The following is a 16,866-nucleotide window of genomic DNA, read 5'->3' on the forward strand; positions in this document are numbered from 1 at the left end:
CGGGACTGGCTCAACTCCGCCTCCGTCACGGCCGGTTCACCGCCCGACGATGCTCCCGCGCACCCTCGGCCGTCCCGCTACGCCGCCCGCTCCGGGGCCAGACCGCGCGCGGTGCCGGTCTTCTCGAAGGCGTGTCCCGCGCGCAGCACCGCGGCTTCTCCGAAGGGCCTCCCCATGAGCTGCATGCCGATCGGCAGGCCCGCCGAGTCCAGGCCCACGGGCACGCTCAGCGCGGGAACGCCGGTGAGGTTGGCCGGGGCCGACAGCCGTACGTACGCGTCGGCGACGCTTTCCACGCTGCCGTCGCCCCAGGTCACCTCGGTCCGGCCGGACTCGACGGCGGTGATCGGCACGGTCGGCGCGGCGATCAGGTCGACCGCCTCCAGCATGCCCCGCCAGGCCCGCCCCATGAGCGTGCGGGCGCGCTGGGCCCGCAGGTAGTCGCCCGCGGTCATGAGCTCGCCCGCCTCCAGGAGGACCCGCACGTCGGCCCCGTACAGGTCGGGCACCGCCCGCAGGGTCCGCTCGTGGTAGGCGGAGGCCTCGGGCACCATCAGGCCCCAATGGGCCGCGCGGACGTAGCGCGTCATCGGGATCTCGACGTCGACGAGCCGGGCGCCGAGCTCCTCGAGCCGTCCGATCGCCCGCCGGACGGCGGCCTCGACCTCCGGGTCCACCCGGTCGAAGTAGTAGTTGCCCGGCACTCCGACCCGTAGCCCCGTCAGATCCGCCGGATCCGTGCCTCGTCCCGGCCGGTGGTCTTCGGCCGGAGCCGCGACGGACGCCGGGTCGCGCGGGTCGTGTCCGACCAGGGCGGCCAGGACCAGCCCGGCGTCCTCCACGGTGCGGGTGAGGGGGCCCACGTGGTCGAGCGACCAGGACAGCGAGGTCACGCCGTGGCGCGGCACCAGCCCGTACGTCGGTTTCAGCCCGACGACCCCGTTCAGGGCGGCGGGCACCCGGATCGATCCACCGGTGTCGGTGCCCAGGGCGAAGGCGGCCGCCCCTGCCGCGACGGCGACGGCGGAACCGCCGCTGGACCCGCCGGCCACCCGGTCCGGATCCCAGGCGTTGGCCGTCTGAGGGGTGGTCAGGCCGTAGGCGAACTCGTGCGTGTGGGTCTTGCCCACCAGGGCCGCTCCGGCCGAGGCGAGCCGCGCCGCGACGGTGCTGTCGGCGTCCGCCCGGTGCCCCGTCCGCGCCCGGGAGCTCGCCGTGGTCGCCGTCCCCGCCACGTCGATGAGGTCCTTCAGGCCGACGGGCATCCCGTGGAGGGGCCCCCGGCGCGTGCCACGGGCGATCTCGGTCTCCGCCCGGCGGGCCGCGTCGCGCGCACGGTCGGCCGTCACGGCGGTGAAGGCGTTCAGGTGCGGCTCGACCCGTGCGATGCGCGCCAGCGCCGACTCCACCAGTTCGACCGGCGAGACCCGTCGGCTGCGCACGGCCTCGGCCGCTTCGGCCACGGTCAGCTCATACGGCTCCATCGTGCTGCTCCCCTCCCGCACGGTACGTCGCGGAGGGCGGTGTCTCGCCGAAGTCCAGTTCCCGCAGGAGCGATACGACGGCGTGGATGTGGTCGGCCGTGGCCGCCACTTCCGCATGGCGGTCCTTCGCCAGTGGAAGCCCTGACCGTGCGGCCCAGCGGGCGGCTTCGGGAGGAGTGAGGTCCGGGGCGGACATGTGCTGCCTTCCTTCGAGGGGAACGACGGAACGATCACCGCTGCCTTAAAGCTAACGGCTTGCGTTAGCTCAGGGTAGGGCCTACGGTCGCTTAAAGCGAATGAATCGCTTTTGTTGTCGGTCGGCCCTCCATGGACGAAGGAACACGCGCATGCGCACCGCACAGTTCACCGAACGGGACCCGTCCGGAGCCGCCCACTGGTCCGTCGGGGAGATCGCGGTCCACCGCGTCGACGAGGTGCCCCTGCCGCCCGCGACCGGACCGTGGCTGCTGCCGGCCGCCACCCCGGACGTGGTCGCCGAACACGACTGGCTGCGGCCCGACTTCGCCGGCCCGGACGGCGTCCTGCACCTCGACAGCCACAGCTTCGCGCTGGTCGTGGACGGTCTGCGGGTCCTCGTCGACACCGGGATCGGCAACGGCAAGACCAGGGCCAACCCGGCGTGGCACCAGCTCCGTACCGACTACCTCGCACGCCTCGCGGACATCGGATTCACCCCCGAGAACGTCGACCTGGTGATCCTCACCCATCTGCACACCGACCACGTGGGATGGAACACCCGCGAGGTGGACGGCGCATGGGTACCGACCTTCCCGGGCGCCCGCTACCTGACGTCGAGGGCGGAGTACGCGTTCTGGGCCGCCTACGACATGGACGAGGCGCGGCGCGCTATGTTCCGCGACTCCGTCGTGCCCGTCGAGGAGGCGGGGCTGCTCGACCTGGTCGACGTACCGGCCGGGGGGATCGAGGTGGCCCGCGGGCTGCGCCTGCTGCCCGCGCCGGGGCACACCCCCGGGCAGATCGCCGTCGAGGTGAGCAGCGCGGGCGCGACGGCCCTGGTCACCGGGGACGCCGTCCACCACCCCGTGCAGCTGGCCCGCCCGGAGATCGGCAGCTGCGTCGACATCGACCCCGTGCAGGCCGAGGTCACCCGCCGCGCGCTGCTCGCGCGCCTCGCCGACACCGGAGCCCTGGTGCTCGGTACGCACTTCCCCGCGCCGACCGCCGGTCGCGTGGTCGCCGAGGGGGACGGCTACCGGCTCGAACCCGTCGCCGCCGCACCGGCGCGCAGCTGACCCGCGCGGGCGTGCGTGCCGGGCCGGTCAGCGGGGTGCGCCGGAGCCCCGTACGGCCTCTTCCGCGAGCCGGTGCGCGTACGCACCGGTGAGCCCGGTGGGGCGGAACAGGATGCGGTACATCATCGGCGCCACGACCCGGTCGAGCACCGTATCGACGTCCGGGGCCTCCTCGCCGCGCTCCGCGGCGCGGGCGAGCACGATGGCGATCTGCTCCGCAGCGTAGGCCGAACACTGCCCCGCGTTGTCGCCGTCGGGGTCCCCGAGCAGCGCGTCACGGATGTACGCGCGGCCCGTGGGCGAGGCCATCTCCTCCTGGAACTGCTCGGCCCAGCCCCGCAGGTCCGCCAGCAGGTCTCCGTGGTCCTCCGGCGGAGCGTCGGGGCGCAGGTGCTCGACGGCGACGTCCGAGAGCAGTTCCTGTAGGTCGCCCCAGCGGCGGTAGACCGTCGACGGGGTGACGCCGGCCCGCGCCGCGACCATCGGGATCGTCAGCTCCGGACGCCCCAGTTCGGCCTGGAGCTCGCGCACGGCGGTGTGGACCGCCTCCTGGACCCGCGCGCTGCGGCCTCCCGGGCGGACCATCGCTTTTCGGCTCATGCGGCCAGCTTAAAGCAAATTTCTTGCATCATGCTCGGCCGTGGGCCGCCACCCCGGGCTCCGCGGCGGCGGCCACGGAGTGCGCGGAGCCCGGGGCGGGGCGGACGGCCGTGCCGGGCGCTACTTCCCGATGAAGGCGAGGAGGGCGCTGTTGACCTCTTCGGCGTGGGTCCACAGGAGGCCGTGCGGGGCGCCCTCGACGGCGACGTAGTCGGCGTGCGGGAGGGCCTTGTGGAAGGGTTCCGCGGTGGCCTCGATCGGGAGGATGCGGTCCGCGGTGCCGTGGAGGATCAGGGTGGGAACGTCGATCTTGGGGATGTCGGCCCGGAAGTCGGTGGTCCAGGTGGGGACGGCGGCGCGGGAGGCGTACGCGGAGGCGCCGGCGGCGGTGGCCCAGCTCGCCCGGACGGTCTCCTCGCTGATGCGCGTGCCGAGGTTCTCGTCGAGGTTGTAGAAGGCCTGGTAGAAGTCGGTGAAGTAGGCGTAGCGGTCCTTCGTGACGGCGGCGAGGATGTCCTCGAAGACGCTGCCGTCGACGCCGGTGGGGTTGTCGTCGGTCTTGAGCAGGTAGGGCTCCAGGCCGGCGAGGAAGGCGGCCTTGGCCACGCGTCCGGAACCGCGGGTGCCGAGGTAGCGGCCGACCTCGCCGGTGCCCATCGAGAAGCCGACGAGGATCGTGTCGGTGAGGTCGAGGGTCTCCATCAGCGTGTGGAGGTCGTCGGTGAAGGTGTCGTAGTCGTAGCCGGTGGTGGGCTGGGAGGACTGCCCGAAGCCGCGCCGGTCGTAGGTGATGACGCGGTGGCCGGCGTCCAGCAGGGCGGGCAGCTGCTTCTCCCAGGAGTGTCCGTCCAGCGGATAGCCGTGGATGAGGAGGACGGGCTGCCCGCTGCCGTGGTCCTCGTAGTACAGGTCGATGTCGGTGGTGTTCTCCTGGCCGACGGTGATGAAGGGCATGGTGCCTCCTGTGGCGATCTCGGTTCGGTCCGCGGCAGCAGTGTCCCGCCCCAGGAGCCCCGAACGGCGTCAGAACACGGCCTTCCACCGGTACGTGCGCAGGTCGTCCACAGCTGCGGTCACGTGAATCGGGGACCGGAAACAGGCGACTTCACCCGAATCGCTGCCGTTCCTAGGCTGAGCGGGCAAGCAAGCGGAGCATGCGCCGCGTACCAGCCACCGGTGCGGCGCCGAGGGAGTTGTCTTGGCCAGTCACGATCCGACCGAACGCCCTGCGGAGCCGTCGTTCAGCGCGTTCCGCGCGTCGGGAGCGCAGCAGCGGATGTACTTCCTCCAGCAGGTGGAGGAGGGCAGGCCGACCTACCACATGCCCGTCTTCTACGGTCTCGAAGGGCCGGTGGACGAGGCCGCGCTCCGCACGTGCGCCCAGGGCCTGATCGACCGGCACGAGGCGCTGCGCACCCGGTTCGTCCTGCGGGACGGCGAGCTGTGGCAGCACATCGACACCGAGGCCGTGCTCGCCTGGTCCTCCGCCGCGGCGCACGGACCCCGGGACGTCGAGGAGTGGATGGCCGCCGAACACCACCGGCCCTTCGACCTGGAGTCCGGACCGCTCTTCCGGGTGGCCCTGCTGCACACCCCCGAGGGCGCCGTCCTCGCGCTCGCCCTGCACCACATCGTCGCCGACGGCTGGTCCGTCGGGATCCTCGCCCGCGAGCTCCTCGGCACGTACGCCCGGTACGGCGACGCCCCCGACGCTGCCGAGCCTCCGCAGCCGGCCGCGGCCCCGACCGAGGCCCTCGAAGCCCCCGAGTACCAGTACGCCGACTTCTCCGAGTGGCAGGAGGAATGGCTCGGGGGAGCCGCCGCCCAGCGCCAGCTCGCCTACTGGGAGCAGCAGTTGGGCGGCGAACTGCCCGACGCGCCGCTGCCCCGGGACGGCCGGCCCGGGGCCGGGGCGGACCGCGGCGCGGCGGCGCTGCACTCCTTCGAGGTGCCCGCCCCGGTGCTCGCCCGGATGGAGCGCCTGTGCCGGGACACCCACAGCACCCCCTACACGCTGATGCTGGCGGCCTTCCAGATCGTGCTGGGCCGCTACACGGGCACCGACGACGTGCTCGTCGGAACGCCGGTGGCGGGCCGGGGCCGCAAGGAGTTCCAGGACACCGTCGGCCTGTTCGTCAACACGCTGGTGATCCGCGCGGACCTGTCCGACGACCCCGCCTTCCGGGTCCACCTGGAGCGCGTACGGGACACCGTGCTCGACGCCCAGGACCACCAGGACCTGCCCTTCGAACGCGTCGTCGACCGGATCGCCCCCGGACGCACCGGCGAGGACGCGCCCCCCTTCCGGGTCATGTTCGGCCTGCACGACGAGGACGGCATGACCGAGGGCCTGCCCGGCCCGAAGGTCACGCTGCTCGAAGGACCGGCCGGAACCGCCAAGTTCGACCTGACCTTCGACGTCGTACGCACCGGCGGCGCGCTGAGCTGCCGGCTGGAGTACCGGGCCGACCTGTTCGAGGCCGCCACCGCCCGGCAGTTCGGCCGGCACTTCGCCCGCCTCCTCGACGCCGCCACCGCGAGCCCCGAACTGCCGCTCAGCCGGCTGCCGATGCTGTCGGCCGACGAGCGGGCCGGCATCGGCTCGCCGCTCCCGCCCCGCGCCGCCCTCCGACAGGCTCCGGGCGAGCCGGCTTGCATCCACGAGGTCTTCGCCGGGCACGCCGCCCGCACCCCCGAGGCGGTCGCCCTCGTGCACGAGGGCACGTCCCTCACCTACCGCGAGCTCGACACCCGAGCCAACCGGCTCGCGCACCGGCTGCGCGCCCTCGGCGTGGGCCCCGACACCCTCGTCGGACTGTGCCTGCCCCGCTCCGCCGACCTCGTCGTCGCTCTGCTCGGCATCCTCAAGGCCGGCGGCGCCTACCTGCCGCTCGACCCCGACAACCCGCCCGAGCGGCTGCGCCACATCGTCCAGGACGCCCGCCTGGAGCACGTCGTCGGCACCACCGCCACCCGTGCCCTGTGGGACGCCCCCGGCCTGCACGCCGTCGACCTCCAGGCCGACGCCCCGCTCCTGGCCGCCGAACCGGACACCGCCCCCGAGAGCGGCGTCACCCCCGAGCACCTCGCCTACGTCATCTACACCTCCGGCTCCACCGGCCTGCCCAAGGGCACCCTCGTGCCCCACGCCAACATCACCCGACTGTTCTCCGCCACCGACCACTGGTTCGGCTTCGGCTCCGAGGACGTGTGGACCCTCTTCCACTCCATCGCCTTCGACTTCTCCGTCTGGGAGCTGTGGGGCGCCCTCGCCCACGGCGGCCGCCTCGTCGTGGTGCCGTACGGAACCAGCCGCTCGCCCGAGGAGTTCCACCGGCTGCTGCGCGCAGAGCGGGTCACCGTCCTCAACCAGACCCCCTCCGCCTTCTACCAGTTGGCCCGTGCCGACGAGGAGCACCAGCGCACGGCCGGTCCGGACGCCCCCGGGCTCGCCCTGCGCCACGTCGTCTTCGGCGGGGAAGCCCTCGACGTCGCCGCCCTCGCCGGGTGGTTCGCCCGGCACGGCGACACCGCACCCCGCCTGGTCAACATGTACGGCATCACCGAGACGACCGTGCACGTCACCTACCGGCCGCTGACCGCCCGCGACGCCGAGGAGGGCCGCGGCAGCGTCATCGGCGTGCCCATCCCCGACCTGCGCCTGCACCTGCTCGACGCGCGCGGCCGGACCGTCCCGCGCGGCGCCGTGGGGGAGCTGTACGTTGCCGGGGCCGGCCTGGCCCGCGGCTACCTGCGCCGGCCCGAACTCACCGCCGAGCGCTTCCCCGCCGGCCTCGCCGACCACGGCGCAGACGGTGGCGCCGACCGCGGCGCCGACGGGCCGGCCGGGCTCGCGGAGGGCGAGCGGCTGTACCGCACCGGCGACCTGGCGCGCGTCCTGCCCGACGGGGACCTGGAGTACCTCGGCCGCATCGACCACCAGGTCAAACTGCGCGGCTTCCGGATAGAGCTCGGCGAGGTCGAGGCGGCCCTGGCCGCCCACCCCCTCGTCGACGCCGCGGTCGCACTCGTCGCACCGGATCCCGCGGGGACCGACGTCCTCGTCGGCTACCTGGCCGTGACCGGGGCCGAGGACGGCGCGGGCCCCACCGTGGAGGAGATGCGCACCCACCTGGCGCAGCGGCTTCCCGGCTACATGATCCCCGGCGCGTTCGTCACCCTGCCCGCCTTCCCGCTGACCGCCAACGGCAAGACCGACCGGCGCCGCCTGCCCGCCCCCGGCTCGGTGCCCCGGACCCCCACCGCCGCCTACGAGGCGCCCCGCGGGCCGGTCGAGACCGCGCTCACCGAGGTCTTCGCCCAGGTCCTCGGGCACGAACGGGTCGGCGCCCTGGACAACTGGTTCGCCCTCGGCGGGGATTCCATCCGCTCCCTCCAGGTCCTCGCCCGGATCCGGGAACGCGGCCTCGACCTCACCGTCGCCGACCTCATGCGCCGTCAGACGGCCCGCGCGCTGGCCCCCGTCGTGACCCGGCGGGAGGCCGCGGCCGGCGCCGGGGCCCCGTACGAGCCGTTCGCCCTGCTCACCCCCGAGGACCGCGCCGCCCTGCCCGAAGGGCTGGAGGACGCCTACCCGATGACCCGGCTCCAGGCCGGCATGCTCTACCACAGCGACCTGCCGTCGGCCGGCGGACGCGTCTACCACAACGTGGCCTCCTACCTGGTCGAGGCGCCCTACTCCGAGGACGCCTGGCGCACCACCGTCGAGGTCCTCGCGGCCCGGCACGAGATGCTGCGCACCTCCTTCGACCCGCACGGGTTCGGCGAGCCCCTCCAGCTCGTCCACCGCGGCGCCCGCCCGGAGATCACCTTCGAGGACCTGTACGGCCTCGACCCCGAGGCACAGCGGACCGCCGTCGCCGCCCGCTACGCCGCCGAGCGCGACAGGCCGTTCGCCTGGGACCGGCCCCCGCTGATCCGCTTCCACGTCCAGCGGCTCTCCGACACCCGGCTCCAGCTGTTCGTCGCCGAGCACCACGCCGTCCTCGACGGCTGGAGCGAACGCTCGCTCCTGACCGAACTGGCCTCCTGCTACACCGAGGCCCTCGCCGCCCGGACCCCTGCGGCGGGTCCCTCCCCGGACGTGGGCCCCCGCTCCCGGTTCGCCACCTTCGTCGCCCTGGAACGGGCCGCGCTGGCCGACGCCGGACAGCGCGCCTTTTGGACCGGCAAGGCCACCGACGCCCCCGCGACCCGGCTGCCCCGCCCGGCGGCGACCGGCGGACCCGCCACGATGTCCTGGTACCTCGCGCCGCTCCCGCAGGGGCTACACGCCCGGCTGACCGCCCTGGCCGCCGAGTGCGGCGTGCCGCTGCGCACGGTCCTGCTCGCCGCCCACCTGCGGGCCATGGCCCTGTTGGGCGGCGGCGACGCGGTCACCACCGGAGTGGTCCACAACGGCCGGGCCGAGGAGACCGACGGCGACAAGGTCGTCGGCGTCTTCCTGAACACCCTGCCGCTGAGCGCCGACGTCACCAGTCTCAGCTGGCGCGGCCTCGTCGCACACGTCGCCGAGCTGGAGGCGGAGCTGCACGCGCACCGCCGCTTCCCGCTCGCCGAGATCCAGCGCCTGTCCGGCGGCGGCCCGCTCTTCGAGACCTTCTTCAACTACACCCACTTCCACGTGGAGCAGGACGGGGCCGCCGACGGCGCGTTCACCGTGCTGGAGGAGACCGGCGAGGCCGGCACCGACTTCGCCTTCGGCGCGGAGTTCTCCCGCAGCCCCGACGGCTCCCTGCTCGAACTGGGACTGCGCTTCGACGCCGCCCAGTTCTCCGAGGCCCAGATGGAGAGCGCGCACGCCTCCTACACCGCCGCCCTGTGCGACCTGGCCGAGACCCCCGACCGCGACTGCACGGCCGCCGACCTGCTGCCGGAGGCCGAACACCGCCGCTACGCCGAGTGGAACCGGACCGTCGTCGACTACCCGCAGCCGCACGTCCTGACCCGGCTGATCGACGCGCAGCGCGACCGGACCCCGGACGCCCCCGCCGTGCGCTTCGAGGGCGCCGAGCTGACCTACCGGGCCCTCGACACCGAGGCGGAGCGGCTGTGCGCGGCCCTGCGGGAGCGGGGCGCGGGCCCCGGCACCTTCGTCGGCCTGCTGCTCGAACGCTCCCTCGCCCTGCCCGTCGTCCTGCTCGCCGTCCTGAAGTCGGGCGCCGCCTACGTCCCGCTGGACCCCGAGCACCCGGCGCCGCGCGTGCGGTCCCTGCTCGCCGAGTCCGGCATCGGCCTGGTGGTCACCGAGGGCGCGTGGGCGGAGCGGCTGGAGGGCTCCGGGGTCACCGTCGTCCGGCCGGACGCGGCCGCGACCGGCACCGCGGGTCCCGCCGGGGCGCCCGAGCCGTCCGACCCGGCGTACATGATCTTCACCTCGGGCTCGACCGGAAAGCCCAAGGGCGTCGTGGTCTCCCACCGCGCCATCGCCAACCGGCTGCTGTGGATGCAGGACGAGTACGGGCTGGTCCCGGGGGAGCGGGTGCTGCACAAGACGCCGTACACCTTCGACGTCTCCGTGTGGGAGCTGTTCTGGCCCCTGCTGACCGGCGCCACCCTGGTCCTCGCCCGCCCCGGCGGGCAGCGCGACCCCGGCTACCTCGCCGGCCTGATCCACGACGAGGGCGCCACCACGGTGCACTTCGTCCCGTCGATGCTGAGCGTCTTCCTCGACGACCCCGCGGCCGTGACCGGCGCGGCCGGGCTCACCCGCGTGGTGTGCAGCGGCGAGGCCCTGCCGTACGAGGTCCAGCGCAGGTTCTTCGAGCGGCTGCCCGGAGTCGAACTGCACAACCTCTACGGACCGACCGAGGCGGCCGTCGACGTCACGTACTGGCAGTGCCGGCCGGACGGCGGCGACACCGTGCCCATCGGCCGGCCCATCGCCAACATGCGCACCCACGTCCTGGACCGCCGCCTCGCCGAGGTCCCCCTCGGCGTCACCGGGGAACTCTTCCTCGAAGGCATCGGCCTCGCCGACGGCTACCACGGACGCCCCGAACTGACGGCCGAGCGCTTCATCGAGCACACCGGCCCCGACGGCGTCACCCGCCGCCTCTACCGGACCGGCGACCTGGCCCGGCACCGCCCCGACGGAGCCCTGGAGTACGCGGGCCGCACCGACCACCAGCTCAAGATCCGCGGCTTCCGCGTCGAGCCGGGGGAGATCGAAGCCGTCCTCGCCGAACACCCCGGTGTGCGCGACTGCGCGGTCCTGCCCCGCGGCGAACGCCTCGTCGGCTACTTCGTCCCCGACGCGGCCGGCCCGGACGCCGCACCCGCCCCCGACCCGGGCGCACTCGCCGCCCACGCCCGGGAGCGGCTCCCCGAGTACATGGTCCCCTCCGGATGGGTGCGACTGGACGCCCTCCCGCTGACCGCCAACGGCAAACTGGACCGCGCCGCCCTGCCCGACCCGGACCCCGCCGACCTGCGCGGCGGCGTCGAGCCGACCCCGCCCCGCGACGCCCTCGAATCCCGTCTCGCCGAGATCTGGGAGCGGCTGCTGGACGCCGGCACGGTCGGCGTCCACGACGACTTCTTCGAGTCCGGCGGGCACTCCATCGACGCCCTGCGCCTGATCGGCCGGATCAACCAGGCCTTCGGCGAACGCCTCGGCGTCTCGGCCGTCCTGGAGCACCCGACCGTCGCCCGGCAGGCCGCGCTGCTGCGGGGCCGCCGCGTCGCCGTGGCCCCGGACCCGGTGGTCCGCCTCCAGCCCGAAGGCACCCTCGACCCGCTCTTCCTCGTCCACCCGATCGGCGGGAACGTCTTCTGCTACCGCACCCTGGCCGCCGAACTGGGCACCGAACGACCGGTGTTCGGGCTGACGGCGCCCGGGCTGACCGACCCCGCGGCGGACCCCGACGCCACGGTCCAGGCGCTGGCCGCCGCCCACCTGGAGGCCCTGCGCCGGATCCGCCCCTCCGGCCCCTACCACCTGGCCGGCTGGTCCTTCGGCGGGCTCCTCGCCCACGAGATGGCGGTCCAGCTGCGGGCCGCCGGGCAGGAGGTGGCGACCCTCGCACTGCTGGACACCGGCTACCCGGAGCCCGGCCACGTCCCCGACGACGAGAACGAGCTGCTGGAGTGGTTCCACGAGGACCTCGCCCGCTCCGCCGGCTTCGACCCCTCCGACGAGAGCGCGTCCGCCCTGCGGAGCGCCCTGCGGAGCGTCGCCGACACCACGGCCCGGCTCACCGTCCTCGCCGAACAGGTGGAACGCGACGGCTTCGCCCCCGGACTGGACCCGCAGGACCTCGCCCGGCACTACGCGGTGTTCCGGACCGGGATCCGCGCCGCCGCCGCGTACGAGCCCCCGGCCGCCCCCTGTCCCGTCCTGTTCCTCCAGAGCGGGACCGGGGCCAGGGAACGGGCCGCCGACCGATGGGCCCGGCGGGCCGGGGCCGGCTTCACCCGCCACGACGTCGCCACCGACCACTACGGGCTGATGCGGCCGCCGCACAGCACCCGGGTCGCCGCCCTCCTGCGCACCGCCCTCGCCGCGGCCGACCACCGCTGAACGGGACCCCGGCCCGCCCGGGGCACCCGTACCCCCTTCCCGCGCCGCGCGTCGACGAGGCATGCGCCGACGCGCCCCCGCACCAGAACAGGAACGGAACACACCACGTGACGAGTGACACCCCGGGGCGCGCCCCCGCTCTGAGCGGCCGGATCAGCGGCGGTCCCGCCGAACTCCTGCACGACGAAGTGCTCGCCCCGCAGTTCGCATTCGAGTCCCGCCACCTGCTGCGCCACTACGTCGCCATCGAGAAGACCCTGGCCGCCGAGTACGTCCGCATGGACCTGATCACCGCCGAGGAGGCCCACCGGATCGCCGCCCTGCTGGACGCCGTCGGGCCCGACACCCTCAGCGCGCAGCCCGGCGCCAACATGTCGGACATCGCCTTCGCCCTCGAACGGCACGTCGAGGCGGGCCTGCCCGCCCCGGTCGTGCGCTGGCACGCCGACCGCAGCCGCAACGACCTGCAGGCCTGCGCCCAGGTGATGTACGGCCGCGACCAGCTCACCCGCTTCGCCGCAGCCCTCCTCGAACTCGCCGCCGTCGTCCAGCGGCTGGCACAGGAGACCTGCGACCTGCCCATGCCGGGGTACACCCACTTCCAGGCCGCCCAGATCATCACCCCCGGCTTCCACTTCGCCGCGCTCTCCGAGCACCTGCTGCACACCCACGCCCGGCTGCTGAACGCCTACGACGGCATCGACGCCTGCCCGCTGGGCGCCGGCGCCATGGCGGGGCAGGAACTGCCCTGGGACCGCGACCGGATGGCCCGGCTGCTCGGCTTCTCCCGGCCGCAGCCCCACGCCCTGACCGCCGTGGCCTCGCGCCGCTGGAGCGCCGAACTGACCGCGGAACTCAGCCTGCTGGGCACCGCCCTGAGCCGCTTCACCACCGACCTGCTGACGTGGGGCGGCAGCGAGTACGGCTTCATCGAACTGCCCGACGAGCTGTCCGGCATCTCCTCCGCCATGCCGCAGAAGAAGAACTACCCCGTCCTGGAACGCATCCGCGGGCGCACCGCCCACCTGACCGCCTTCCACTTCGACGTGCTCCTGGGCCAGCGCAACACCCCCTTCTGCAACCTCGTCGAGGTGTCCAAGGAGGCCGGCACCCACCTGCTGAACGCCTTCGACTCGGCCCACGGCACCGTCCGCCTCCTCACCGAGGTGCTGCGCCGGCTGACCTTCCGCGCCGACCGCATGCGCCAGGTGTGCGAGCGCGAGTTCCTCGGCGGCTTCAGCCTCGCCAACGCCCTCTGCCTCACCGAAGGGGTGTCCTGGCGCACCGCCCAGGTCGTCGCCGGGAAGTACGTCGTGCTCGCCGCGGCGGCGGGCGCCGCCCCCGCTCCGGGCGAACCCGCCCTGCTGGTCGAGGCGGCCGCCGGACACGGCATCACCCTCGCCGACCCCGCCCGGCTCCTCGCCGAGGCCTTCGACGTCGACCGGGGCCTGGAGCGCACGGTTTCCGCCGGTTCGGCCCGCCCCGACGCCGTGCGCGCGGTACTGCGCACCCAGCAGGAGACGTACGAACGGCTCGGCGCCGACTGGGAACTGCGCGCCGCCGCGGTCCGCGCGGGCGCCGAGGAAGGCGACCGCGCCCTGTACGGGCCGACCGGCGACGAGAACCACGAGGAGGACGGCGATGGCACCCGCGCCCGCGTACAGCACGCCCACTGACGCCGCCGGAGGGACGTCCGCCTCCGCCCTCGGATCCGCCTCCGCCCTCGCATCGGCCTCCGTCCTCGGATCCGGCTCCGGCAGCGCCTTCGGCACCTTCGGCGAACTGCTCCAGGGCGCCCTGCCCCACCCGCAGGGGGACTTCCTGGTCACCTTCCCCCTCGCCCGCTGGGCCACCGCCCGTTTCCACCCCAGCCCCGGCCGGCCGGGCGTCCAGGTGCGGCCGGCCCACAAGGCCAAGTCCCGTCGTGTCGCCGAGGCCGTCCTGGCCGCCCTCGGCACGGCGGACGGCGGCCTCCTGGAGGTGGCCGGGGACCTGCCCGAGGGCAAGGGCCTCGCCAGCTCCTCCGCCGACCTCGTCGCCACCGTACGGGCCGTCGGGGCCGCCCACGGACGCGAGTTCACCCCGGCCGAGACGGAGGACTTCCTGCGCGGCATCGAACCGGCCGACGGGGTCATGTACGACGAGATCGTCGCCTTCCACCACCGGGAGGTGCGCCTCGGCCGCCGCCTCGGCGTGCTGCCCCCGCTCACCGTCGTCGCCCACGACGAGGGCGGCCAGGTGGACACCGTCGCGCACAACCGGGGCGCCCGCGCCATCGACGCCGCCGACCGGGAGGAGTACGCGCTCCTGCTGGACCGGCTCACCGACGCCGTGGCCCGCGGCGACCTCCAGGAGGTCGGCGCCGTCGCCACCCGCAGCGCCGAGATGAACGCCCGCCGCCGCCGGCGCGCCGGATTCGCCGAACTGCACGCCCTGTGCCGCGAGGTCGACGGCCTGGGCCTGGTGCTCGCCCACAGCGGCACCATGCTCGGCGTCCTCCTGGAGGCGAACGACCCGGCCCTCGCGGGCAAGACCGAGCACGTCCGGGCCGGCTGCGCCGCCCTCGGCGGAGAGGTGTCCGTACACCGCTCCCTCGGAGCCGACGACAGCTGGAGCCCGACGGCCGCGCCCGCCCACCCCACCGAGCTGGAGATCTGACCATGCTGTTCGATACCGTGACGGACGCGATCGGCGCGACCCCGCTGGTCCGGCTGCGCCTCGGCGAGGCCCGCGGCGTGGAGGTCTACGCCAAGCTGGAACTGCAGAACCTCTTCGCCATGAAGGACCGCGTCGCCCGCAACATCCTCCTGGAGGCCCGGCGACTGGGCACCCTGAAGCCGGGCGCCCCCGTCATCGAGAGCTCCTCGGGGACCATGGCCCTCGGCGTCGCCCTCGTCGGCCGCTCCCTGGGCCACGAGGTCCACATCGTCACCGACCCGCGCATCGACCCCGTCACCCTCGCCAAACTCCGCGCCCTGGGCTGCCGGGTGCACGTGGTCGAGGCCATGACCAGCCACGGCTGGCAGAGCGCCCGACTGGAGCGGCTCGCGGAACTGCTCGACGAACTGCCGGGCGCCTTCTGGCCGCAGCAGTACACCAACCCCGACAACCCCGGCGCCTACCGCACCCTCGCCGCTGAACTCCTCGCTGATCTGGGCCGGTTCGACACCCTGGTCGGGGCCGTCGGCAGCGGCGGCTCCCTGTGCGGCACCGCACGGGCGCTGCGCGAGAGCCTCCCCGCCCTGCACGTCGTGGGCGTCGACTGCGTGGGCAGCGCCCTCTTCGGCCAGCCCGACGTACCGCAGCGGCTGCAGAGCGGGTTGGGCAACAGCCTGCTGCCCAAGAACCTGGACCGCACCCTCGTCGACGAGGTGCACTGGCTCAACGACCACGAGGCCTTCGCCGCGACCTGGGACCTCGCCCGCGAGCAGCAGGTCTTCGGCGGCAACACCTCGGGCTCCGTCTACCGGGTCCTCACCGGCCTCGCCGACCGCGCCGAGCCCGGGAGCCGGATCGTCGGCATCCTGCCCGACCGCGGCGACCGTTACGCCGACACCGTCTACAACGACGCGCACTGGGACGCCCACCGGCTGCGCGAGGTGCCCACAGCCACCGCGCCGGCCGCCCTCGACCCCGAGGGGACCGCCCGCACCTGGTCCACCCTCGCCTACAGCCCGCCCGCCGGGATCCGGCGGCACCTGCTGTTCGTGGAGTCCAACACCACCGGCACCGGCATGCTGGCCCTGGACCGGGCGCGCGAACTGGGCACCGTACCCGTCCTGCTGACCGGCGACCCCGACCGCTACCGGGGACTCGCGGACACCGGCGCCGAGGTGGTCCGCTGCGACACCAACTCCGACGCCGCCCTGCGCGCCGCCGTACAGGAGAGGTTCCGCCGCGAGGAGATCGCGGGCGTCACCACCACCAGCGACTTCTACGTACCGGCCGCCGCCCGGATCGCCCAGTGGCTCGGCCTGCCCGGCAACCCGCCCGACGCCGTGACCGTCTGCCGCGACAAGTCCGCCCTGCGCGAGAGGCTGCGGGCCGCGGGCGTCCGCCAGCCCCGGTACGCCCTCGTGCACGAGCCGGCCGGGGCGGCGGAGGCCGTCGCCCGCACCGGACTGCCCTGCGTGGTCAAGCCGGCCGACGACTCGGGCTCCACCAACGTCCTGCTCTGCGCCGACGAGGCGGAGGTCCGCGCCCAGATCGAGAAGATCCTCGCGATCGACACCAACGTCCGGGGCATGCCCACCGCCCGGACCGTCCTCGTCGAGGAGTACCTGGACGCGCCGGAGTACAGCGTCGAGATGTTCAGCGGGGAGGGCCAGGCCGTGTGCGTCGGCATCACCGCCAAGTCCGTGACGGCCACCCCGCACTTCGTCGAGCACCGCCACCTGTTCCCCGCCCCGCTGCCCGCCGCCACCGCCCAGCAGATCACCGAGACGGTGACGGCGGCCCTGGACGCGGCCGGGATCCGACTGGGAGCCACCCACACCGAGGTCAAACTGACCGCCGACGGGCCCGCCCTCATCGAGATCAACCCGCGCCCGGCCGGCGGCATGATCCCCGAACTGATCCGACTGGCCACCGGGGTGGACCTCCTCGGGGAACAGCTCCGCGCCGCCCTCGGCCTGCCCCCGCACCTCAAGGCCGAGGGGGCCGGCCACGCCGGGATCCAGTTCCTCCTCGCCGACGCCGACGGCACCTTCACGGCCGCCCACGGCACCCGGGAGGCCGCCGCCGTCGAGGGGGTCGAGTCGGTGCTGGTCACCGCCGCCCCCGGCACGCCCGTACGCAAGCCCCGCAGCGCCTCCGACCGCCTCGGGCACGTGATCGCCCGCCACCCGGAGCCCGCGGGCGTGCACGCCGCCCTCGACGCGGCGCGGGCCCTGCTCCGCCTCGACATCGAGGCCGCGTCCCGTTCCTGATGCACCGTCACCCTCCGTTCCGAAAAGTGGCCGTACGA

The 16,866-nt window shown here is 74.3% G+C and carries 9 protein-coding genes; 5 read left to right on the forward strand and 4 right to left on the reverse strand.

Annotated elements, in window-relative coordinates; all coding sequences use genetic code 11:
- Positions 1-77: 77 nt before the first annotated feature.
- Positions 78-1,484 (reverse strand): amidase, encoded by a 1,407-nt coding sequence (locus tag OG594_RS37620; protein ID WP_266606890.1) that lies wholly within the window; start codon positions 1,482-1,484, stop codon positions 78-80.
- Complete coding sequence (locus OG594_RS37625; RefSeq protein WP_266606891.1) at positions 1,471-1,680, reverse strand: hypothetical protein; 210 nt, start codon at positions 1,678-1,680, stop codon at positions 1,471-1,473. The genes OG594_RS37620 and OG594_RS37625 overlap by 14 nt, the downstream gene beginning before the upstream one ends.
- Before the next feature lie 151 nt (positions 1,681-1,831).
- On the opposite strand from OG594_RS37625, the gene OG594_RS37630 reads away from it, so the two are divergent.
- Positions 1,832-2,758 carry an MBL fold metallo-hydrolase gene (locus tag OG594_RS37630; protein ID WP_266606892.1) on the forward strand — a complete coding sequence of 309 codons (927 nt, stop codon included), beginning with the start codon at positions 1,832-1,834 and terminating at the stop codon, positions 2,756-2,758.
- A 27-nt stretch (positions 2,759-2,785) separates the two neighbouring features.
- Here the strand turns inward: OG594_RS37630 and OG594_RS37635 are convergent, their stop codons facing one another.
- Together OG594_RS37635 and OG594_RS37640 are read right to left on the reverse strand one after the other, a co-directional pair.
- Positions 2,786-3,358, reverse strand: a complete 573-nt coding sequence (locus OG594_RS37635) for a TetR/AcrR family transcriptional regulator (RefSeq protein WP_266606893.1) — start codon at positions 3,356-3,358, stop codon at positions 2,786-2,788.
- Positions 3,359-3,478: 120 nt separating this feature from the next.
- Positions 3,479-4,312 carry an alpha/beta fold hydrolase gene (locus tag OG594_RS37640; protein WP_266606894.1) on the reverse strand — a complete coding sequence of 278 codons (834 nt, stop codon included), beginning with the start codon at positions 4,310-4,312 and terminating at the stop codon, positions 3,479-3,481.
- A gap of 244 nt (positions 4,313-4,556) precedes the next feature.
- On the opposite strand from OG594_RS37640, the gene OG594_RS37645 reads away from it, so the two are divergent.
- The 4 genes from OG594_RS37645 (at position 4,557) to OG594_RS37660 (ending at position 16,828) form a co-directional block, all read left to right on the forward strand.
- Positions 4,557-11,900: a non-ribosomal peptide synthetase gene (locus OG594_RS37645; protein ID WP_266606895.1), complete on the forward strand. Its 7,344-nt coding sequence runs from the start codon at positions 4,557-4,559 to the stop codon at positions 11,898-11,900.
- Between the two features lie 107 nt (positions 11,901-12,007).
- Positions 12,008-13,576 (forward strand): argininosuccinate lyase, encoded by a 1,569-nt coding sequence (locus OG594_RS37650; RefSeq protein ID WP_266606896.1) that lies wholly within the window; start codon positions 12,008-12,010, stop codon positions 13,574-13,576.
- On the forward strand, positions 13,542-14,558 hold the full coding sequence (locus OG594_RS37655) for a kinase (protein WP_266606897.1): 1,017 nt from the start codon (positions 13,542-13,544) through the stop codon (positions 14,556-14,558). Before OG594_RS37650 ends, OG594_RS37655 begins: the two co-directional genes overlap by 35 nt.
- Positions 14,559-14,560: 2 nt before the next feature.
- Complete coding sequence (locus tag OG594_RS37660) at positions 14,561-16,828, forward strand: pyridoxal-phosphate dependent enzyme (RefSeq protein WP_266606898.1); 2,268 nt, start codon at positions 14,561-14,563, stop codon at positions 16,826-16,828.
- Positions 16,829-16,866: the final 38 nt, after the last annotated feature.

Origin of the sequence: Streptomyces sp. NBC_01214 (genome assembly GCF_026340975.1) — a bacterium.
Classification (GTDB): domain Bacteria; phylum Actinomycetota; class Actinomycetes; order Streptomycetales; family Streptomycetaceae; genus Streptomyces.

Excerpts from the sequence above, each read along its gene's own strand:
- OG594_RS37660 (WP_266606898.1), top strand. The coding sequence starts at position 14,561 with ATGCTGTTCGATACCGTGACGGACGCGATCGGCGCGACCCCGCTGGTC.
- OG594_RS37620 (WP_266606890.1), bottom strand. The coding sequence starts at position 1,484 with ATGGAGCCGTATGAGCTGACCGTGGCCGAAGCGGCCGAGGCCGTGCGC.
- OG594_RS37655 (WP_266606897.1), top strand. The coding sequence starts at position 13,542 with ATGGCACCCGCGCCCGCGTACAGCACGCCCACTGACGCCGCCGGAGGG.
- OG594_RS37635 (WP_266606893.1), bottom strand. The coding sequence starts at position 3,358 with ATGAGCCGAAAAGCGATGGTCCGCCCGGGAGGCCGCAGCGCGCGGGTC.
- OG594_RS37640 (WP_266606894.1), bottom strand. The coding sequence starts at position 4,312 with ATGCCCTTCATCACCGTCGGCCAGGAGAACACCACCGACATCGACCTG.
- OG594_RS37625 (WP_266606891.1), bottom strand. The coding sequence starts at position 1,680 with ATGTCCGCCCCGGACCTCACTCCTCCCGAAGCCGCCCGCTGGGCCGCA.
- OG594_RS37630 (WP_266606892.1), top strand. The coding sequence starts at position 1,832 with ATGCGCACCGCACAGTTCACCGAACGGGACCCGTCCGGAGCCGCCCAC.